Here is an 18,800-nt window from a genome sequence, read left to right as displayed (position 1 = left end):
CTGCCTTTTTCATGTTAGCAGGAGAAATCTTGCCGCGCTAAAGTGGAAAAGTATTTGAAAATGTGAGAAATCTGAATAATAAGAAGTAAGAAGGAAGATGAGGTATGAAACAGATATGAAAATATTGTTTATCTCTCTGGGATGTGACAAGAATCTCGTAGATACGGAAGTGATGCTTGGACTTTTGGCGTCAAGAGGATATGAGATGACAGATGATGAAAGTCAGGCGGATATTATTGTAATTAATACATGCTGCTTTATTCATGATGCAAAGGAAGAGAGTATTCAAAACATCCTTGAGATGGCGGAATATAAAAAATCGGGACAGCTTAAAGCATTGATCGTGACAGGGTGTTTGGCACAAAGATACAGACAGGAAATTCTAGATGAGATTCCGGAAGTGGATGAAGTGCTTGGAACAACAGCGTACGATAAGATTTTAGATGCGGTCGATCAGGCGCTGAAAGGGAAAAGCGGAGTGATTCTTTCTGATCTTAATGCACTGCCTGTTTTGGAGACGACGCGTCTTGTGACAACAGGAGGGCATTTTGCATATCTGAAAATCGCGGAAGGTTGTGATAAGCATTGCACTTATTGTATTATCCCGAAAATACGCGGGAATTTTAGAAGCGTTCCGATGGAGAGACTTGTGAAAGAGGCAGAGCAGCTTGCAGAACAAGGCGTCAAAGAACTGATCCTCGTGGCGCAGGAGACAACGCTTTACGGAAAGGATCTGTATGGAGAGAAGTGTCTTCATAAACTTGTGGAAGAATTGTGTAAAATTGCCGGAATTCGGTGGATTCGTATCTTATACTGCTATCCGGAAGAAATTACAAATGAGTTGATCGAAGTGATGAAAAGAGAACCAAAAGTATGTCATTATCTTGATCTTCCGATTCAGCATGCGAGTGATGGTATTTTAAAAAGAATGGGCAGAAGGACGTCAAAACAGGAATTGATCGATATCGTGAAAAAGCTGAGAAAAGAAATTCCTGATATTTGTCTTCGCACAACATTGATTACCGGATTTCCGGGGGAAACACAGGAACAGCATGAGGAATTGATTCAGTTTGTTGATGAAATGGAATTTGACCGTTTGGGAGTCTTTACTTACTCGCCGGAAGAGGATACTCCGGCAGCCGTTATGCCGGATCAGATAGAGGAAGAAGTAAAAGAAGATCGGCAGGCGGATTTGATGGAACTTCAGCAGGAGATTGCGTTTGACAATGCGGAGAAGATGATCGGCAGAGAAATGCTTGTTATGATCGAAGGAAAAGTAGCGGATGAGAATGCTTATGTGGGCAGGACATACCGCGATGCTCCGAATGTGGACGGATTGATTTTTATTAACACGGAGGAAGAACTGCTTTCCGGTGATTTTGCAAAAGTGAAAATAACCGGAGCGTTAGAATATGATCTGATAGGAGAATTATTATGAATTTACCAAATAAATTAACAGTATTGCGCGTTATCATGGTACCTTTTTTTGTGTTTTTTATGCTTACAGATGTAGGAGGGGCAGCGAATAAGTGGATCGCCCTTGGGATTTTTGCGGTTGCAAGCCTGACGGATCTTTTGGACGGAAAAATTGCAAGAAAGTATAATCTTGTCACAAATTTCGGGAAATTTATGGATCCTTTGGCGGATAAACTGCTTGTTTGTTCGGCAATGATCTGCCTGATCCCTTCCGGAAAATTAACTGCAGCGATTGTGATCATCATTATTGCAAGAGAGTTTATTATCAGCGGCTTTCGTCTTGTGGCCTCTGACAACGGGATCGTGATCGCGGCAAGCTACTGGGGCAAATTCAAAACAGTATTCCAGATGGCAATGATCATTGTACTTATCGCAGATTTAGGAGGCGTCTTTGATCTGATCGGGGAAATCCTTATTTGGGTAGCAGTGGCGCTTACGATCATTTCTTTGATTGATTATGTGTGGAAAAATAAACAGGTACTTACACAGGGTGGGATGTAATTATGTATCTTGAATGGTATTTAAAAGAAAAAACAGCATATGAAAAAACTTTGGAAGAAACGGTAGTAGAACTCTTATCTGAGAAACAGCTTCATGTGACGACAGCAGAATCCTGTACAGGAGGATTGATTGCAGGAACACTCGTAAATGCAGCAGGAGCGTCAGCCGTGCTAAATGAAGGATACGTCACTTACTCAAATGAAGCGAAAGAACGTCTTCTTGGAGTATCTCATGAGACGCTTGAAACTTATGGTGCAGTCAGCGAACAGACCGCGAAAGAGATGGCGAAGGGAGCGGCAAAGGCAGCGAATGCCGAGGCGGCTCTTAGCGCAACCGGAATTGCGGGACCGGGCGGAGGAACAGAAGACAAGCCTGTAGGACTTGTGTATATCGGATGTTATCTGAATGGGAAGATAACGGTAAAAGAATGTCGTTTTCATGGAAATCGGATGGAAAACAGAGTTCATACAGTTGAGACTGCACTTGAGATGTTGAAAGAAGCGTTGCTGAGAGAGTAGAAATCCCGAAAACAAAACGATATCAAAAATTCTAAATAATATCATAAAAATTTTAAGTGAAAACTTTGTCAAAGTTTGATTGACGAATGAAGCAATTTATGAGAAAATAAGATAGGTATGGCACGAGTATGTGTTCGTATGCAGAAGAAAATCATAGATATTGAAAGGAGTTTTAACATGATTTATTCACATGAAGTAGAAATGATGTGTCCGGTAGCGCAGGGCGCAAATCACGGACCGGCTCCGATCCCGGAAGAAGCAAAATGGGTGAAAGCGAAAGAAGTAAAGGATATTTCCGGTTTGACACATGGCATTGGCTGGTGTGCTCCGCAGCAGGGTACATGTAAATTGACTCTGAACGTGAAAGACGGTATTATTCAGGAAGCGCTTGTAGAGACAATCGGATGTTCGGGAATGACACATTCCGCAGCTATGGCATCTGAGATCCTCCCGGGCAAAACAATCTTAGAGGCACTTAACACAGACCTTGTCTGTGATGCGATCAATACAGCAATGAGAGAACTTTTCCTTCAGATCGTATACGGAAGAACTCAGAGTGCATTCTCTGAAGACGGACTTCCGATTGGAGCAGGACTTGAGGATCTTGGAAAAGGACTTCGTTCTCAGGTTGGTACAATGTACGGAACACTTGCAAAAGGTCCTCGTTACCTTGAGATGGCAGAGGGTTATGTAACAGGAATCGCTCTTGACGAAGACAATGAGATTATCGGATACCAGTTCGTAAGCCTTGGGAAATTCACAGATTTCATCAAAGCAGGCGATACACCGAACGATGCTTGGGAGAAAGCAAAAGGACAGTACGGACGTGTTGATGACGCAGCGAAGATCATCGACCCGCGTAAGGAGTAATCGGGATTTAGCGACATATTAAGGTAAATAAATCAGGAGGATACATAAATGGCTTTATTTGAATCATATGAAAGAAGAATTGATAAAATCAATGAAGTTTTAAACAGCTACGGTATCGCTTCTCTTGAAGAAGCAGAGAAGATCACAAAGGATGCCGGACTGGACGTATACAATCAGATCAAAGGCATTCAGCCGATCTGTTTTGAAAATGCATGCTGGGCTTATATTACAGGTGCAGCAATCGCGATCAAAAAAGGATGTACAAGAGCAGCAGACGCAGCAGCAGCAATCGGAGAAGGTCTTCAGGCATTCTGTATTCCGGGTTCTGTAGCAGATCAGCGTAAAGTAGGTCTTGGTCACGGAAATCTCGGAAAGATGCTTCTTGAAGAAGAGACAGACTGCTTTGCATTCCTTGCAGGACATGAGTCATTCGCAGCAGCAGAAGGTGCGATCGGTATCGCAGAGAAAGCAAACAAAGTTCGTAAAAAACCGCTTCGTGTTATCCTGAACGGTCTTGGAAAAGATGCTGCTAAGATCATTTCCAGAATTAACGGATTTACATATGTTCAGACAGAATATGATTATTACACAGGTGAACTCAAAGAAGTTTCCAGAACAGCTTACTCTGACGGACTTCGTTCTAAAGTAAACTGCTACGGAGCAAATGATGTTCGTGAAGGTGTTGCAATCATGTGGAAAGAGGGCGTTGATGTTTCTATCACAGGAAACTCTACAAACCCGACACGTTTCCAGCATCCGGTTGCAGGTACATACAAAAAAGAATGTATCGAGCAGGGCAAAAAATATTTCTCAGTTGCTTCAGGCGGTGGTACAGGACGTACACTTCACCCGGACAACATGGCTGCAGGACCGGCTTCTTACGGTATGACAGATACACTTGGACGTATGCATTCTGACGCTCAGTTCGCAGGATCTTCTTCCGTACCGGCTCACGTAGAGATGATGGGTCTGATCGGAGCAGGTAACAACCCGATGGTTGGTATGACTGTTGCAGTTGCGGTTTCTATCGAGGAAGCAGCGAAAGAAGGCAAATTCTAATCACCGGTCATTATTTTAAATGTGAATAGAAAAAATTAGTGGAGAAGAGAAATCTTCTCCACTTTTTACTGTTGTAAATGGATCATTTAAGTTCGGTTCGACGGATAACCGCAAAAGACGCAGTTCCTAAAATGCTAATAACTATCAATAAAGTAAAAGCAGGATAGAAATGATTGATTGTTCCATCTGTCATAAATCCGACTGCTTTCATGAAAAAGTCTAAAATGCTTTTTACCAGTTCAGCAGAAAACACATATCTGAATAATGCAATGACAAGTAATATGCATCCGATTAAAAGGACACCAAAATAGACTGATACGGTTTTGCCAACTTTATTGATTATAAGTATCGTTAAATACAGCAGACAGCAAAATACTACATAAACAAGGAACAGCCAGATCCAGTTCATAACTGCATTGCCGTATCCGTAGATTCCGCTGTAGAGAGAAGTGTAAGAGTGATTAAAATAGTGAAGAAGATTTCCTACTATCGTATCTACGAACGCCATGATCCCGGACATAAAACCAAATAAAGAAAGAACGGCAATGAAAATGTATTTGCGTGTAAAACCATTTTGTATTAATGTCTTAAAATCTTCTTTAAATCCTAATACTCCTAAAATGCTTACAAAAAATAAGGTATTGATTTCCAAACAATTTGTTCCGACATTTTCAAAACTTCCTACAACAATGCCGATGATCAGAGTGATAAGTCCGACGATCGCATATTGTATCGCATAGAAGATCCAAATATATTTAAACGAAGTTACACATTCGTATTGAATGACAGATTTTAATTTATTCATATTATTTACCGCCTTTCTCTGTTAATTTTACGAACAGTTTTTGCAAATTCACAGATGAAAAATGAAGGCTGCTGTTTTGTGGAAAGGATGTTTTTTCATCTAACACATAGGCAATTTTCATACCACCTAATTCGTCATAGCCGATTACATTTTTACCTGAGCAATAGCGATCAACTTCTTGAGCAATTCCTGAGACACTGTACCCTGTTTCTAAAAGATTTTCGACAGTATCCTGCAATATGATTTGACCATGGTCGATTAAGACAACTTCTTCAATAATATTTGCCACTTCTTCGATCAGGTGCGTAGCGACAATGATTGTTCGTTCGTTATTTTCATAGTCTTGTAAAAGCAGATCATAAAATAGTTCTCTGTGATTTGCATCCAATCCTAAAACTGGTTCGTCAAAAATCACATAAGGGACGTTTAATGACAGAGCTGCCGTTAATTTAAAAATTGATTGATAACCTTTAGATAATGATCTGAATTTTTTGTTGATGTCAAGTTCAAACTTTTCGGCAATAGTCAAGGCTTTATTTAAATCAAAACAATCATAAAACCGATCGATCCATTTGAAATGTTCTTTTATTTTTAAGTCTTTATCATATAAATCAGCTTCGCTCATGCAAAAGATTTTCTCATGTACCTGCATATTTTCTTTTGCAGGAATGTCATCGATAAGGATCGTCCCATGGTCAGCAAAAATCCGGTTTGCAATTATATTGATAAGAGTGGATTTACCGGCGCCGTTTCGTCCTAAAAGTCCGTAAATCTTTCCGAATTCAAAGGAAAAAGAAACATTGTCAAGAGCTGTTAAGTCGTTGTATTTCTTAGTGATATTTTTAATTTGAATTTCGTTCATGATCAAATCCCCTTTCTATTAATGAAATAACTTCCTCTTTTGTCATTTGCAGTTTAGATGCTTCCTGAATTAATGAGGCAACATATTGCTCATAAAACTGACTTTGTCGTTTTAATCTGATCTTGTTGACTGCCCCCTCTTTGACAAACATGCCCAACCCTCTTTTCTTGTATATAATTTCTTCGTCTACCAAAAGATTCATTCCTTTTAAAACAGTATGAGGATTGATGTTCAGCAAAGCAGATAATTCATTTGTTGACGGAATTTTTGTTTCTTCAGGGAAGACTCCTGTAAAAATAGAGTCTTCAAGTTGTTCGGCTATTTGAATAAAAATTGGCTTTTCTATATTAGGATTGATATTCAATGTATCACCACCTTATATGTTAGTTTGATAGTTGAGTAACTAACTAGCTTTCATGTATAGTATATGTGTAGTGGAATCTATTGTCAATATTTTTTGGAAAATAAAATGAAATATTTGTAATTACTATTTACAAACAGAAAACAAAATGATATCATAAAGATATCAAAAAGAAACGAATGGAGGGATAACGATGAAAGAGAAGATACTGAATAATAAGAAAAATGGAATGCTTGTTTTGATTTTGACAACATTGTTGTATTTATTGTCGATTGCGGTCTGTGTTGCAGGGGCGATGATCGGGAATCCGTTTTTACTCGGTATCAGTATTTTTTGGATGTGTGTAGGATGGTTTCCATATTGTGGACTGCGTGTATTGAAGCCGCAGGAAGCACTTGTTTTGACATTGTTCGGAAAATATACAGGTACATTGAAAGGAGAAGGGTTTTATGCGGTAAATCCGTTTTCTGCAAGTGTGAATCCGGCGGCGGATACACATTTGAATCAGAGCGGTGACGTTGATAACAGCGCAAGAAAATCATCTCTGTCAGGATTGCTTGCCGGTACTTCAGAAAAATCTAGTGCAGAGTCATCAGGAAAGAAAATTTCTTTAAAGATTATGACTTTGAATAATAGTCGTCAAAAGATCAACGATTGTCTCGGAAATCCTGTAGAAATCGGTATTGCGGTCATGTGGCGTGTTGTGGATACGTCAAAAGCGGTATTTAATGTAGATAATTATAAAGAATATCTTTCTCTTCAGTGTGATACGGCGCTTCGAAATATTGTGCGTATTTATCCTTATGATGTTTCCCCGAATGTAGACACAACCGGGGATGGAGTGGCAGATGAAGGCAGTCTTAGAGGATCCAGCGAGGTAGTAGCTGCAAGAATTCGTGATGAGATTCAAAAACGAGTCAGTGAAGCAGGTTTGGAAATTTTGGAAGCAAGGATCACATATCTTGCCTATGCGCCGGAGATCGCAGCAGTCATGCTTCAGAGACAGCAGGCATCAGCGATCATAGATGCGAGAAAAATGATCGTAGACGGAGCGGTCGGAATGGTGGAAATGGCGCTTGACCGGCTTAGTGAAAAGGAAGTCGTAGAACTGGATGAAGAAAGAAAAGCTGCAATGGTTTCTAATCTGCTTGTCGTTTTGTGCGGAAACAGAGACGCGCAGCCGATCGTAAATTCAGGAAGTTTGTATTAATCATGGCAGAGCAGAAAAAGAAACAGATTCCGCTTCGGCTTTCTGCAAAATTGTATGATGCCGTGGCAGCTTGGGCAGAAGACGATTTTCGCTCAGTCAACGGGCAGATTGAATATTTGCTGACCGAGTGCGTAAGGCAGAGGAAGAAAAATGGAAAATATGTATCAGAACATTTAGATGAACATCCTGAATTTGATATAAAATAAAAGTATTGTAAAAAGAAAACTGTATTGCAAAAGGGAACAAAAGACAATGACTCTTCAGCAATACAGTTTTTCTATAAGAAAAGCTTTTAAAAATCTGATTTTATGATATACTGACAAGCGGAAAGAAGCAGGAACAACAGGCAGTAAAAGATAGAAGAGGAGTAGAAAAAACATGCGGGAAATGGAGTTTACGATCGAGGATACAGAAGCTTTAAAGCCAGGGATGGAAGTAGGTGTGACAGAAGGCGTTCTTCCGACATCTTATTATTATACGATTGAACATGCACTTGGGATGAGTGCGAATTTTAAACAGGCGGAGCGGCTGAAAACAAGGAAAGGTGTTGTAAAAGAATTAAAAGAAACACCGCAGTTTCATATCGCAGTATTAGAGTTTGATGAGTAGCAATGCAAATGTTACTTGTCAAAAAAAGAATAAAATGTTATAGTATGAATTAAACTAATAACATTTAAAAAGCTTGATACAAACAAGGCAGGAGAGGTGAATCGATGAGCCAAAACGCAGAACCTGAATATGTCAATACAAAAAGTGAAAAATTTGATTTTTTTAAAAATTGTATAGAACAAGAAGAGTGGGATTCATTTCGCAGAAGATTTCGAAGTTCGGTGACAGAGGCATCATATCGATCGGATCTATCTGAATTTTGCCGTTTTACCGGAAAGCGTTTTTTGCAGACAATGCCATCAGACGTAGAAAAATATCATGCGTATATGAAGACAAATATTCAAAATGGGAAAATCGCTCCATTGACAGTAACGAAAAAGTTCCGGGAACTTCATTCTTTTGCACAATTTTTTCAAGAGGAATGCTCTGAAGAAAAAATTGTCGAAACGGATTCAATATTGCGTGAGGATTATTTTGCGCCCTATCTAAAACGACTGGCAAAAGAAAAAGATTTGGCTCGTATGATCCCGGTGGAACATGTGGATCAACTGCTGAGAGCGGCTTCGGAGAATCGGATGGTATATACTATTTTAACACTGATGTATCGTGTGGGGCTTTCTTCTACAGAGATTACAGCATTGAAAGGACCGGAAGATTTTGCGCAATATGAAGAGGATCTGTATGTATTTTTAAGTGGACGAAACGAGCCATGCTATATTCCGGAAGACGCGAAAATAATCTTGTTTTCTTATTTGGAAGAGTGGGAGGGAGAAACTTCGCTTTTTTATAATCGAAATAAAAATCCATTGAATACGATGTATATTAGTCGGATGATGAAAAAATATTGTGAAAAAGCTAAAATTCCATCATACAGTGCAGAAGCGCTTAGAAATTGTTGTGCATTTAATCTGTTTGCGTATGGCGCAACAGAAGAGCAGGTGTCTGATCAAATGGGCAGAACTGTATGTCAGATTAAGAGATACCGGGGTATCGGATATAAAAAGGATTTGAAAAAACGCTCGGCAAATCTCGTTAAGATCCGAATCGAGCGTCCGATTTAGAACGAGTTAGTTATGATTCTTTTAAAGATATTTACGAATCAGACAAGAAATGATTCCGGCAGCGCAAAGGCCGAATAACACATTGTGCATAGAACCATATACTTCAAGTCCACCCTTTAGTCCGTAGAGGATTTCCGGTGTTTCAGGAAGAAATCGATTGAATAAAAATGCGGCGTATGAGGAGAGGAATACAAACAGAAATGAATTTAGTCCTCTGCCGGTGTCTTCTTTATGAACACCCCATTGATCTCGTACTCTTACTTTTGTCATTGACCAAAGAAGTGCGATGAGTTCGCTTAAGAGAAAGATTACAGCGATACATAAATAAGCGGCAAGGGTCATGGAAATTGTTTGTGTATTTACCGCTTCTGCAATGTCGCCGTAAGGAGCGCTGGCACGAAGAAAAGTCCATGAGGCAAATCCCATAATCGCTAAGATCAAAAGCGCAGTCAGACTACGGACTAATGAAGCGGAAATGCGGGAAAGAATGCGGCCGCCTTTTCTAATTGGTGCGGCAAGCGGTACTTTGGAACTTCTTTTTCGTCTCTTTTTTTTGGAGCGGTCATAATCAACGTATTCATCATCAATATAATGTTCTTCATCATTTTCTTCGTCGAAATCATCCTCACTGTCATCCTCGTCGTCAAGGAAATCTTCCTCGAAATAATTTGTGTCATCTTCCTCATCATAATTGTACGGGTCGGAATGACCGTTCCTCTTATCGTCATAGTCATCTTCGTATTTAACTTCAAAATCGTCATCAAAATAATCTTCAAATCTAGGGTTTTCACTCATAAATAAAACTCCTTTTCCTGATCGCTGAATGCAAAATTATTTTCTTATGTTATAACTTTTCCCAGACTGATACAAGTCATGGAGAAGAATTTAAGAAATTTTTCATTGTTTTTTCTCTGTCTTACGAAAGTGTAAGATATATACCTTGAAATGTAAGCTTTTCAATATGGAAAAAAATTTCGGCTTTTTTAAAATAAAAGGAGACAGAGACGGAGGAGGCAAGGTCAATGAGATTATCTATAAGCAGACTGATCGGACAGGTGGTGGGGTGGCTGATCATTTTATTTATTATTTTAATTGTAGTACCACTTGGGATAGTTTCTTCGGTATTTTCATATTGTTTAAAAAATCTTTCCCAAATCTTAAGAAATACCTCGATGTTATCTTAAGAAGGAGTGCGTAATATTTAAGCTGATTAAGATTTGTACTTTAAATGCAGGAAATGTGAGGATACTTTGAGGAGGAAAAATTATGAAATACATTACGTTTGCAGTTCCGTGCTACAACTCGGAAGATTATATGAGAAGATGTGTAGATTCGCTTTTGATCGGAGGTCAGGATGTTGAGATCATTTTGATCAACGACGGTTCTTCCGACCATACAGCAGAGATTGCTGATGAATATGCCGCCGCATATCCAGATCTTGTGCGTGTCGTACATAAAGAAAACGGAGGACATGGTTCGGGTGTAAATAAGGGATTGGAATTGGCAAATGGAATCTACTATAAAGTTGTGGATTCAGACGATTGGTTTGATAAAGATGCGTATCAAAAGCTTCTTTCCAGTCTGAAAATGTTTGACACAGAGAAACCGGATCTGATCGTATGCAATTATGTATATGATCACCTCGAAGAAGGAACTAAGAAATCGATGGATTATAGAAATGTTTTTCCGAAGGAAAAGCAGTGTACATGGGATGAGATTGGAAAATTTCATCCGTCTCAGTATTTAATCATGCATTCGCTTATGTTTCGGACAGAGGTGCTTAGAGTATCCGGTGTAAAGCTTCCTGAGCATACGTTTTATGTAGATAATCTGTTTTCATATAAACCGCTGCCGTATGCGAAGACGATTTATTACATGGATATTGATCTGTATCATTATTATCTCGGAAGAGACGATCAGTCTGTAAATGAAAAAGTACTTATGAAAAGAATTGATCAGCAGATACGTGTAACGGATCTTGTGGCGCGAAGTGTTGATCTTGAAGAAGTAAAAAAGATTCATCCGAAACTGGAGGCATATATGGTGAGAAATATTTCGATCATGCTTACAATCTCATCCATTCATCTGCTTCTTATAAATACAGAGGAGTCTTATAAAAAACGCAAAGATATGTGGGAACATGTAAAAGAATACAATGAAGCTCTCTATTATCGTCTGCGTTTCCGCACTTTAAGCGGCTTCACTTATTTACCAGGAAAGATTGGGGGAAGCCTGACGATCGTCGGGTATCGGCTTGCAAAGAAAGTATATCGTTTTCAGTAAATGTCTAGTTATGGCAGGAATGGGTTGCTTTAGAAAAAGATTGAAAAGAGGGTGAAGTTTCTTTTTTTAATCGATATTACAATGAAAAAGGATGAGGATTATGGCAGAAATATACATAGCATTTGTGGATACACCGGGAATTTTCGCTTCAATTATCCGCAGAGTGATTAAACAGAAATACATCCATGTAGCAATCGGGTTAGATGAAAATTTAGAGGAGGCGTACAGTATCGGGAGACGGCATCCGTCAATTCCACTGATTGCAGGATTTGAAAAAGAAGAAAAAAGAAAAATTTTAAGGGCATTTCCGGGAGCGGATTATATGATCTGTTCGATTCAATGTACGGAAGCACAAAAAAGATTTATTCAGGAAGAGCTTCATGAGGCGATGCGTAACAGATATCGTTATCATTATACGATTATAGGACTTCCGTTTTTGCTTTTCGGAAAACCATTTTATCAGAAAAATCATTATACATGTTCATCTTATGCTGCAAAACTATTGGAACGTGCAGGGGTTTGTAAGTGGGGAAAACATTTTTCACTTGTTACTCCAAAAGATTTCTTTGAGTATGAAAAGAAAAAGGTTATTTTTGAAGGAAGCTTAAAAGAACTGACAGATCAAAAGGAAAGAGAAGGACGAAGAGAAGGAAAAATTCTGTTTCCGGTTCCGCAGCCGGCATATGCTCCTGCAATGGGAAGTTATATAGCTCTTTCACAGATGCATTCTGTTAGGAAACAAGTGGAAACAGAACGGAGGAACGGATATGAGCGTTAAAAAGAGAATTCTTGAAATTGCCGTTTTCCTCCTTGTGATGTTTCTGACGTTTTATACGTTGTTCAGTGGGAAAAACCTTGGCGAAATTGCGCATGCTCTTACAAAAATGTCGTTTTGGCATCTTCTTTTGGCAGCCGCGCTTGCGTTGTTTTTTGTCTGCGCAGAAGGATATATGATTTGGTATTTGCTTCAGGCAATGAAGGCAAACAGAGTAAAAACAGAAGGCTGCTCTCTGGGGAGATGTGTTCAGTATTCTTTTATTGGATTTTTTTATTCCGGCATCACTCCTTCCGCGACAGGCGGGCAGCCTGTGCAGCTTTACTATATGAGCAAGGACGGAAACAGAGGATCGGACAGTACAGTTGTTCTTATGACGGTGGCTGTTGTATATAAGTTTGTTCTTGTGATTTTAGGAGCTGGGATCTTGATTTGTTGGCATAGTCCGCTTCAGATGGAATTAGGAAAATTTTTCCCGCTTTATTTGTTCGGACTTTTTCTGAATGTAATTTTAGTGGTGATCATAACCGGCGTTATGCTGTTTCCAAATATTATGCTTCGATGTGCGCTGTTTTTTGAAAAACTGCTTGTTCGCATGAGGATTCTTAAACGATCGGATCAGCGGGCAGGAAAAATCCATGAATTTATCGGCAGTTATCAAAAGGCTGTGGAATGGCTGCGTATGCATAAGGGGAAACTTCTGTTTGTCATATTTGTTACATTTTTACAAAGATGCAGTGTGTTTCTTTTAACGTACATGGTATATCTTGGATTTGGTCTCCATGGAACGGCGATGATGAAAGTGATCCTTCTCCAGGCTGCGGTTTATATTGCAGTAGATATGCTTCCACTCCCAGGAGCACAGGGGATTACAGAGCTGATGTATCAAACAGTATTCGCTCATGTGTTTACCGGAGCATATCTGATCCCTTCCATGCTTGTGAGCAGAGGAATCAATTTTTATTTTTTGCTGATCGTTAGTCTTGGTGTTGTTTTGATTAATAAAGTACGATATCGAGCAGCGGCATAACAGGAAAAAAACAGAAATAAGACGGATAAAATTCACTTGACAACTCCTTACAGACAACTCACAATAATGAGAGAAAATGGTTTGTAAGGAGTTTTTCATGAATATTATCAATATAGAACATATTTGTAAAATTTACGGAGAAAAAACGATATTTGAAGATGCATCGTTCGGGATTCAAAAAGGAGACAAAATCGGAGTCGTAGGAATTAACGGAACCGGAAAATCAACGCTGCTTAAAATGATTGCCGGGGAAGAAGTGCCGGATGAGGGACAGATCGTCAGGCAAAACGGACTTAAGATTGCTTATGTGCCTCAAAATCCGATCTTTCCGAAAGAAAGTACAATTCGTTCCTTTGCATTGAAAGAAGCGTCAGAAGAAGCGTGGAAGGTTGAAAGTAACTTAACTGAATTAAAGATTACGCAGTTCGATGAGAAAATAGAACATTTGTCAGGAGGGCAGAAAAGGCGGGTTGTACTTGCTAAAATCCTGGCGGCTGAGTTTGATGTTCTTTTGCTGGATGAGCCGACGAATCATTTAGATGAAACAATGATCGAGTGGTTAGAAGAATATCTTCGCTCTTATCGTGGAACTGTAGTCATGGTGACACATGACCGATATTTTCTCGACAGAGTTACGAATCGTATTTTAGAGATCAGCAGGGGGAAAATGTATAGTTACCAGTCTGATTATTCAGGGTTCCTTGAATTGAAAGCGCAAAGAGAAGAAATGGAGTCTGCTTCTGAGCGGAAGAGACAAAGTGTTTTGAGAATGGAATTAGAGTGGGCAAAACGTGGTTGTCGGGCGAGGACGACAAAACAAAAGGCAAGACTGGAACGTTTAGAAGCGTTGAAAAACGGAAAATCTCCGGTGAAAGATCAGACAGTGGAACTGGACTCAGTAGAGACAAGAATGGGAAAGAAAACGATCGAACTTCATCATGTGAGTAAGAAGTATGGAGAAAAAATCATACTGGATGATTTTAGTTATATTGTATTAAAAAATCAGCGTCTTGGGATTATCGGACCGAACGGATGCGGAAAATCTACTCTGATGAAAATGATCGCAGGACAGGTTCTTCCGGACAGTGGAGAGATCGAAATCGGAGAGACTGTTAAGATTGGATATTTTGCTCAGGAAGAACAACATATGGATGATTCTCAAAGAGTAATTGATTATGTAAAAGAGATTGCAGAATATATTACGACGAAAGAAGGAAAGATCAGCGCGTCATCGCTTTTGGAGCGGTTTTTATTTACTCCGGATATGCAGTATGCTCCTATAGGAAAACTTTCAGGCGGTGAGAAAAGGAGACTGTATCTTCTTGGGGTTCTGGCAGAAAATGCAAACGTTCTTTTGTTTGATGAGGCGGGGAATAATCTTGATATCCCAACTCTTACTATACTGGAAGATTATTTAAATTCTTTTTCGGGGATCGTGATTACTGTATCTCATGACCGTTATTTTTTAGATAATGTTGCAGATCGTATTTTTGAGCTGGACGGAAATGGGAAGATCCGCCAGTTTGAAGGCGGATATACGGATTATCTGAACGTAAAGAAAAAGGAATCAACAGAAAGTCAGCCCACAGTTCAGAACAGAGATTCTTCTGGAACTTTAGAGAAAGATACTGAGGAAGGTCAGAAAAAAAGCTGGAAGCAGAATGTTCCCCGGAAATTAAAATTTTCGTATAAAGAACAGAGGGAATTTGAAACGATTGATGCGGACTTGGCAGCTTTAGAAGAAAAGCTGAACGAGATTGAAAAGCAGATTGAGAAAAATGCGACAAATTCTGTGAAATTAAAAGAACTGTTTGAAGAACAGGAAAAAATACAGACACAGCTTGATGAAAAAACCGAGAGATGGTTTTATTTAAATGAACTGGCAGAAAAAATCGGATGTGTATAGTTTTAAATTCGGCTGTCATTTCTGCTGCCAAACAGACGAATTTCCGAAAGTAAGAAAAGAAGCAGCCAATCCGGACTGTCATGGATGAACTGTTACAATATGTAAAAAAATCCGGTCAACATCTTGACAAAGAATAATGGAGTTGGTAATATTATAAAATATAAAAACAGAACGCACTCTGTTTTTAATAAAAAAGGAGAGAACCACATGAGAAGTCAGGTATTTTCATTGCTTGTAGACAATAATCCGGGAGTGTTAAGCCGTATCGCAGGATTGTTCAGCCGGCGAGGTTATAGTATTGACAGTATTACTGCCGGTGCGACGACTGATACACGATTTACGAGACTTACAGTTGTTGCGTCAGGAGACGAGCTGATCTTATCTCAGATTGAAAAACAGGTAAGAAAGCTGGAAGATGTCGTAGATATAAAAGTTCTGAAAGACGGCGAATCGGTCTACCGTGAATTGATTATGATAAAACTTCGGGCGAATGCGGCTCAAAGAGGTGAGATCATATCTGTTGCGGATATTTTCAGAGCAAAAATTGTTGATGTGGAAGAGGATTCCCTCATTATTGAGCTTACCGGAACTCAAAGTAAACTGGAAGCTTTCCTTAATCTTCTTCAGGGATATGAGATACTGGAACTTGCAAGAACCGGTATCACAGGACTTTCCAGAGGAAGTAAGGATGTAGCATATTTTTAATTATCATTTAGGAGGAATGTAAAATGGCAGCAAAAATTTATTATCAGGAAGACTGTAACCTTTCCCTTCTCGAAGGAAAGACGATCGCAATTATTGGTTATGGAAGTCAGGGGCATGCTCATGCGCTGAACTTAAAAGAATCTGGATGTAATGTCGTAATCGGACTTTATGAAGGAAGCAGGTCATGGGCGAAAGCCGAAGAGCAGGGATTTGAAGTATATACAGCAGCAGAAGCGGCAAAGAAAGCAGATATCATCATGATCCTGATCAATGACGAAAAACAGGCTGCTTTATATAAAAACGATATTGAGCCGAACCTGGAAGAAGGTAATATGCTGATGTTTGCACATGGCTTTAATATTCATTTCGGACAGATTGTTCCGCCGGCAAATGTTGACGTTACGATGATTGCTCCGAAAGCTCCGGGACATACGGTAAGAAGTGAGTATCAGGCAGGAAAAGGAACTCCGTGCCTCGTGGCAGTAGAGCAGGACTATACAGGAAAAGCATTGGATAAAGCGCTTGCATATGGACTTGCAATCGGTGGAGCAAGAGCAGGTATTCTCGAAACAACATTCCGTACAGAGACAGAGACAGATCTTTTCGGTGAGCAGGCAGTTCTCTGCGGCGGTGTATGTGCTTTGATGCAGGCAGGTTTTGAGACACTAGTAGAAGCAGGATACGACTCGAGAAACGCATATTTTGAATGTATCCACGAAATGAAACTGATCGTAGATCTGATCTATCAGTCCGGTTTTGCAGGAATGAGATATTCTATCTCCAATACAGCAGAATATGGTGATTACATAACAGGTCCGAAGATCATCACAGATGAGACGAAGAAAGCGATGAAACAGATCCTTACAGATATTCAGGATGGTACATTTGCAAAAGACTTCCTTCTTGATATGTCTGAAGCAGGCGGTCAGGCACACTTCCGTGCAATGAGAAAACTTGCATCAGAACATCCGTCAGAGAAAGTGGGAGCAGAGATCAGAAAACTTTATAGCTGGAGTGATGAAGATAAATTGATCAATAACTAATCGAAAGAGAAGTTTTGTTTTGAAACGGGATGCACCGCAGATGCAGTGCATCCCGTTTTTTGCTGACAACGAGCCAAAATCCGGGTTTGCCCGAGACCTTGGCGACCGCTTATAATCCCGGAATGTGCCTTTTGGTATTTCCGATGATTGGCAATGGTGAATTTAATCGAAACAAAAAAGACATCTGCCTGACGGGAGCAGATGTCTTTTACGTTTCTATAAATTTTATGAATAAGATTAAGCAATGCTGCTTACAGCTTTGGAAAGACGAGAGATCTTTCTGGAAACTGTTTTTTTGTGGTAAACACCTTTTGTTCCAGCTTTGGAAATCTCGACAATCGCTGCGTGAAGAGCAGTCTTAGCAGTTTCAACATCTTTAGCAGCAACTGCAGCTTCTACTTTCTTTACAGCAGTTTTTACTTTAGATTTAATTGCTTTGTTTCTTGCAGCTTTAGTCTCGTTTACTAAAATTCTTTTCTTAGCAGACTTAATGTTAGCCAATGCGTACACCTCCATATATATCTATGATTTCAAATGTAATTTGAGTTTCCGCAGACTCGGACACGGACGTTCTGCTGAAACATACTCATTTATTTTATGCCAAGTCGAAAAGCTTGTCAATACATATTTTAAGAAATATTGGGAATTATGGAACTTATATATGGGAAAATTGTATTTTGATATGAAGTTATACGGATATGACGACTAGAACAGAGGAAGTGAGGATGAGATATGATTAGAAATTATAGTGTGCGTACAGATCTTGCGCTGGAAGAAAAAGAACGGTTCGAATCGGATAATGTTGAAATTTCAGGGGTGGTTCTTGAAGAAGATTATGACGAAGAAACAGAGCTTCGTATTACGAGAGTTGAAATCAAAACAGAAAACGGAGCTAAGGCGATGGGGAAACCTGTTGGAACGTATCTGACGGTTGAAACACCGGATTTGGCAATGCCTGATGCGGAAAATCAAATGCTGATTGCGGAAAAAATTTGTTCCTATATAAAAGAATTGATCCGAAAGCTTGAGCTGAGAAGCAAAGATATATCTATTCTTGTAGTAGGTTTAGGAAACAGAGAAGTAACTCCTGATTCTCTCGGGCCTTGTGTAGCGGATCATTTGTCCGTAACCCGTCATATCGTGAAAGAGTATGGTAAGTATGCAATGGGAACGGACGATGCGCCAATGATCAGTGCGATTGTTCCTGGAGTCATGGGACAGACCGGAATGGAAAGTGCGGAAATTGTACGAGGAATTGTTTCAGAGACAAACCCTGATGTTGTGATAGCAGTTGATGCTTTGGCAGCAAGAAACAGTAAGCGGCTGAATCGGACGATACAGATCGCAGATACGGGAATCCATCCCGGCAGCGGCGTCGGAAACCATCGGAATGGAATGACAAAGGAAACGCTGGGTGTACCGGTCATAGGGATCGGCGTTCCGACAGTTGTCGATGCGGCAACCATTGTAAATGATACAATGGAAAATTTTATTTTAGCGCTTGAATCATCAGAGTCTCTGAAAGGAGTAGGAGAAGTGCTTCGATCTTATAACGCCGGAGAAAAATATGAATTTGTAAAAGAATTGATCTCCCCTCATTTAAACGGGATGTTCGTAACGCCGAAAGATGTTGACGAAATGGTTCATCATATCAGCCATACGTTGGCGGAAGCAATTAATATGCTCTTTTCGGGATGTGGAGACGGTCAGGAAGCATAAGAAGAGA

General features: G+C 39.7%; 21 protein-coding genes. 16 read left to right on the top strand and 5 right to left on the bottom strand.

Annotated elements, in window-relative coordinates; translation table 11 throughout:
• Nucleotides 1-115: 115 nt before the first annotated feature.
• The 5 genes from rimO to RCH61_RS02895 all read left to right on the top strand — a co-directional run bounded on the left by rimO (nucleotide 116) and on the right by RCH61_RS02895 (nucleotide 4,424).
• Entirely contained in the window at nucleotides 116-1,438 is a 1,323-nt protein-coding gene (gene rimO / locus RCH61_RS02915; RefSeq protein ID WP_306479880.1) for a 30S ribosomal protein S12 methylthiotransferase RimO, read from the top strand.
• Nucleotides 1,435-1,977: a CDP-diacylglycerol--glycerol-3-phosphate 3-phosphatidyltransferase gene (gene pgsA / locus RCH61_RS02910; RefSeq protein WP_306479825.1), complete on the top strand. Its 543-nt coding sequence runs from the start codon at nucleotides 1,435-1,437 to the stop codon at nucleotides 1,975-1,977. Before rimO ends, pgsA begins: the two co-directional genes overlap by 4 nt.
• 2 nt (nucleotides 1,978-1,979) lie before the next feature.
• Complete coding sequence (locus RCH61_RS02905) at nucleotides 1,980-2,495, top strand: CinA family protein (RefSeq protein WP_306479824.1); 516 nt, start codon at nucleotides 1,980-1,982, stop codon at nucleotides 2,493-2,495.
• 177 nt (nucleotides 2,496-2,672) lie between these two features.
• Entirely contained in the window at nucleotides 2,673-3,365 is a 693-nt protein-coding gene (locus RCH61_RS02900; protein ID WP_306479823.1) for an iron-sulfur cluster assembly scaffold protein, read from the top strand.
• A gap of 48 nt (nucleotides 3,366-3,413) precedes the next feature.
• Nucleotides 3,414-4,424, top strand: coding sequence for a GGGtGRT protein (locus tag RCH61_RS02895; protein ID WP_306479822.1), 1,011 nt, complete (start codon nucleotides 3,414-3,416; stop codon nucleotides 4,422-4,424).
• Between the two features lie 82 nt (nucleotides 4,425-4,506).
• On the opposite strand, the gene RCH61_RS02890 is transcribed toward RCH61_RS02895, so the two are convergent.
• The 3 genes from RCH61_RS02890 to RCH61_RS02880 are packed head-to-tail and all read right to left on the bottom strand — an operon-like array spanning nucleotide 4,507 to nucleotide 6,455.
• A complete protein-coding gene (locus tag RCH61_RS02890) occupies nucleotides 4,507-5,229 on the bottom strand; it encodes a hypothetical protein (protein WP_306479821.1) in 723 nt (240 codons plus the stop codon).
• 1 nt (nucleotide 5,230) lies between these two features.
• Entirely contained in the window at nucleotides 5,231-6,091 is an 861-nt protein-coding gene (locus RCH61_RS02885; protein WP_306479820.1) for an ABC transporter ATP-binding protein, read from the bottom strand.
• On the bottom strand, nucleotides 6,072-6,455 hold the full coding sequence (locus RCH61_RS02880; protein WP_306479819.1) for a GntR family transcriptional regulator: 384 nt from the start codon (nucleotides 6,453-6,455) through the stop codon (nucleotides 6,072-6,074). Before RCH61_RS02880 ends, RCH61_RS02885 begins: the two co-directional genes overlap by 20 nt.
• 190 nt (nucleotides 6,456-6,645) lie before the next feature.
• Between RCH61_RS02880 and RCH61_RS02875 the strand changes: the two genes are divergently transcribed.
• From RCH61_RS02875 to RCH61_RS02860, 4 genes are all read left to right on the top strand, one after another.
• Nucleotides 6,646-7,662, top strand: coding sequence for an SPFH domain-containing protein (locus tag RCH61_RS02875; RefSeq protein WP_306479818.1), 1,017 nt, complete (start codon nucleotides 6,646-6,648; stop codon nucleotides 7,660-7,662).
• Nucleotides 7,663-7,664: 2 nt separating this feature from the next.
• On the top strand, nucleotides 7,665-7,868 hold the full coding sequence (locus tag RCH61_RS02870) for a PTS ascorbate transporter subunit IIC (protein ID WP_306479817.1): 204 nt from the start codon (nucleotides 7,665-7,667) through the stop codon (nucleotides 7,866-7,868).
• A gap of 172 nt (nucleotides 7,869-8,040) precedes the next feature.
• The gene (locus tag RCH61_RS02865) at nucleotides 8,041-8,271 is read left to right on the top strand and encodes a hypothetical protein (protein WP_306479816.1); all 231 of its coding nucleotides are present in this window, start codon (nucleotides 8,041-8,043) and stop codon (nucleotides 8,269-8,271) included.
• Nucleotides 8,272-8,375: 104 nt separating this feature from the next.
• Entirely contained in the window at nucleotides 8,376-9,332 is a 957-nt protein-coding gene (locus RCH61_RS02860; protein WP_306479815.1) for a tyrosine-type recombinase/integrase, read from the top strand.
• A 21-nt stretch (nucleotides 9,333-9,353) separates the two neighbouring features.
• Here the strand turns inward: RCH61_RS02860 and RCH61_RS02855 are convergent, their stop codons facing one another.
• On the bottom strand, nucleotides 9,354-10,127 hold the full coding sequence (locus tag RCH61_RS02855; RefSeq protein WP_306479814.1) for a hypothetical protein: 774 nt from the start codon (nucleotides 10,125-10,127) through the stop codon (nucleotides 9,354-9,356).
• Nucleotides 10,128-10,598: 471 nt separating this feature from the next.
• Between RCH61_RS02855 and RCH61_RS02850 the strand changes: the two genes are divergently transcribed.
• From RCH61_RS02850 to ilvC, 6 genes are all read left to right on the top strand, one after another.
• Nucleotides 10,599-11,615: a glycosyltransferase family 2 protein gene (locus RCH61_RS02850; RefSeq protein ID WP_306479813.1), complete on the top strand. Its 1,017-nt coding sequence runs from the start codon at nucleotides 10,599-10,601 to the stop codon at nucleotides 11,613-11,615.
• 100 nt (nucleotides 11,616-11,715) lie between these two features.
• On the top strand, nucleotides 11,716-12,393 hold the full coding sequence (locus tag RCH61_RS02845) for a hypothetical protein (protein WP_306479812.1): 678 nt from the start codon (nucleotides 11,716-11,718) through the stop codon (nucleotides 12,391-12,393).
• The gene (locus RCH61_RS02840; protein WP_306479811.1) at nucleotides 12,383-13,420 is read left to right on the top strand and encodes a lysylphosphatidylglycerol synthase transmembrane domain-containing protein; all 1,038 of its coding nucleotides are present in this window, start codon (nucleotides 12,383-12,385) and stop codon (nucleotides 13,418-13,420) included. The genes RCH61_RS02845 and RCH61_RS02840 overlap by 11 nt, the downstream gene beginning before the upstream one ends.
• 97 nt (nucleotides 13,421-13,517) lie before the next feature.
• Nucleotides 13,518-15,326 (top strand): ABC-F family ATP-binding cassette domain-containing protein, encoded by a 1,809-nt coding sequence (locus RCH61_RS02835; RefSeq protein WP_178006431.1) that lies wholly within the window; start codon nucleotides 13,518-13,520, stop codon nucleotides 15,324-15,326.
• A gap of 207 nt (nucleotides 15,327-15,533) precedes the next feature.
• Entirely contained in the window at nucleotides 15,534-16,031 is a 498-nt protein-coding gene (gene ilvN, locus RCH61_RS02830; protein WP_178006430.1) for an acetolactate synthase small subunit, read from the top strand.
• A 23-nt stretch (nucleotides 16,032-16,054) separates the two neighbouring features.
• On the top strand, nucleotides 16,055-17,074 hold the full coding sequence (gene ilvC, locus RCH61_RS02825) for a ketol-acid reductoisomerase (RefSeq protein WP_178006429.1): 1,020 nt from the start codon (nucleotides 16,055-16,057) through the stop codon (nucleotides 17,072-17,074).
• 237 nt (nucleotides 17,075-17,311) lie between these two features.
• On the opposite strand, the gene rpsT is transcribed toward ilvC, so the two are convergent.
• Complete coding sequence (rpsT, locus tag RCH61_RS02820; RefSeq protein ID WP_178006428.1) at nucleotides 17,312-17,575, bottom strand: 30S ribosomal protein S20; 264 nt, start codon at nucleotides 17,573-17,575, stop codon at nucleotides 17,312-17,314.
• A gap of 231 nt (nucleotides 17,576-17,806) precedes the next feature.
• On the opposite strand from rpsT, the gene gpr reads away from it, so the two are divergent.
• Nucleotides 17,807-18,793 carry a GPR endopeptidase gene (gene gpr, locus RCH61_RS02815; protein WP_178006427.1) on the top strand — a complete coding sequence of 329 codons (987 nt, stop codon included), beginning with the start codon at nucleotides 17,807-17,809 and terminating at the stop codon, nucleotides 18,791-18,793.
• The last annotated feature ends 7 nt before the right edge of the window (nucleotides 18,794-18,800 follow it).

The sequence above is a fragment of the Mediterraneibacter sp. genome, from assembly GCF_030825015.1.
GTDB lineage: Bacteria > Bacillota > Clostridia > Lachnospirales > Lachnospiraceae > Mediterraneibacter.
Note: the sequence above shows the minus strand (reverse complement) of the source record. Positions and strands in the feature narration are given on the sequence as shown.

What these genes read in the sequence shown, in the direction of transcription:
- rimO (WP_306479880.1), top strand. Translation starts at nt 116, where the DNA reads ATGAAAATATTGTTTATCTCTCTGGGATGTGACAAGAATCTCGTAGAT.
- pgsA (WP_306479825.1), top strand. Translation starts at nt 1,435, where the DNA reads ATGAATTTACCAAATAAATTAACAGTATTGCGCGTTATCATGGTACCT.
- RCH61_RS02905 (WP_306479824.1), top strand. Translation starts at nt 1,980, where the DNA reads ATGTATCTTGAATGGTATTTAAAAGAAAAAACAGCATATGAAAAAACT.
- RCH61_RS02900 (WP_306479823.1), top strand. Translation starts at nt 2,673, where the DNA reads ATGATTTATTCACATGAAGTAGAAATGATGTGTCCGGTAGCGCAGGGC.
- RCH61_RS02895 (WP_306479822.1), top strand. Translation starts at nt 3,414, where the DNA reads ATGGCTTTATTTGAATCATATGAAAGAAGAATTGATAAAATCAATGAA.
- RCH61_RS02890 (WP_306479821.1), bottom strand. Translation starts at nt 5,229, where the DNA reads ATGAATAAATTAAAATCTGTCATTCAATACGAATGTGTAACTTCGTTT.
- RCH61_RS02885 (WP_306479820.1), bottom strand. Translation starts at nt 6,091, where the DNA reads ATGAACGAAATTCAAATTAAAAATATCACTAAGAAATACAACGACTTA.
- RCH61_RS02875 (WP_306479818.1), top strand. Translation starts at nt 6,646, where the DNA reads ATGAAAGAGAAGATACTGAATAATAAGAAAAATGGAATGCTTGTTTTG.
- RCH61_RS02870 (WP_306479817.1), top strand. Translation starts at nt 7,665, where the DNA reads ATGGCAGAGCAGAAAAAGAAACAGATTCCGCTTCGGCTTTCTGCAAAA.
- RCH61_RS02865 (WP_306479816.1), top strand. Translation starts at nt 8,041, where the DNA reads ATGCGGGAAATGGAGTTTACGATCGAGGATACAGAAGCTTTAAAGCCA.
- RCH61_RS02860 (WP_306479815.1), top strand. Translation starts at nt 8,376, where the DNA reads ATGAGCCAAAACGCAGAACCTGAATATGTCAATACAAAAAGTGAAAAA.
- RCH61_RS02855 (WP_306479814.1), bottom strand. Translation starts at nt 10,127, where the DNA reads ATGAGTGAAAACCCTAGATTTGAAGATTATTTTGATGACGATTTTGAA.
- RCH61_RS02850 (WP_306479813.1), top strand. Translation starts at nt 10,599, where the DNA reads ATGAAATACATTACGTTTGCAGTTCCGTGCTACAACTCGGAAGATTAT.
- RCH61_RS02845 (WP_306479812.1), top strand. Translation starts at nt 11,716, where the DNA reads ATGGCAGAAATATACATAGCATTTGTGGATACACCGGGAATTTTCGCT.
- RCH61_RS02840 (WP_306479811.1), top strand. Translation starts at nt 12,383, where the DNA reads ATGAGCGTTAAAAAGAGAATTCTTGAAATTGCCGTTTTCCTCCTTGTG.
- RCH61_RS02835 (WP_178006431.1), top strand. Translation starts at nt 13,518, where the DNA reads ATGAATATTATCAATATAGAACATATTTGTAAAATTTACGGAGAAAAA.
- ilvN (WP_178006430.1), top strand. Translation starts at nt 15,534, where the DNA reads ATGAGAAGTCAGGTATTTTCATTGCTTGTAGACAATAATCCGGGAGTG.
- ilvC (WP_178006429.1), top strand. Translation starts at nt 16,055, where the DNA reads ATGGCAGCAAAAATTTATTATCAGGAAGACTGTAACCTTTCCCTTCTC.
- gpr (WP_178006427.1), top strand. Translation starts at nt 17,807, where the DNA reads ATGATTAGAAATTATAGTGTGCGTACAGATCTTGCGCTGGAAGAAAAA.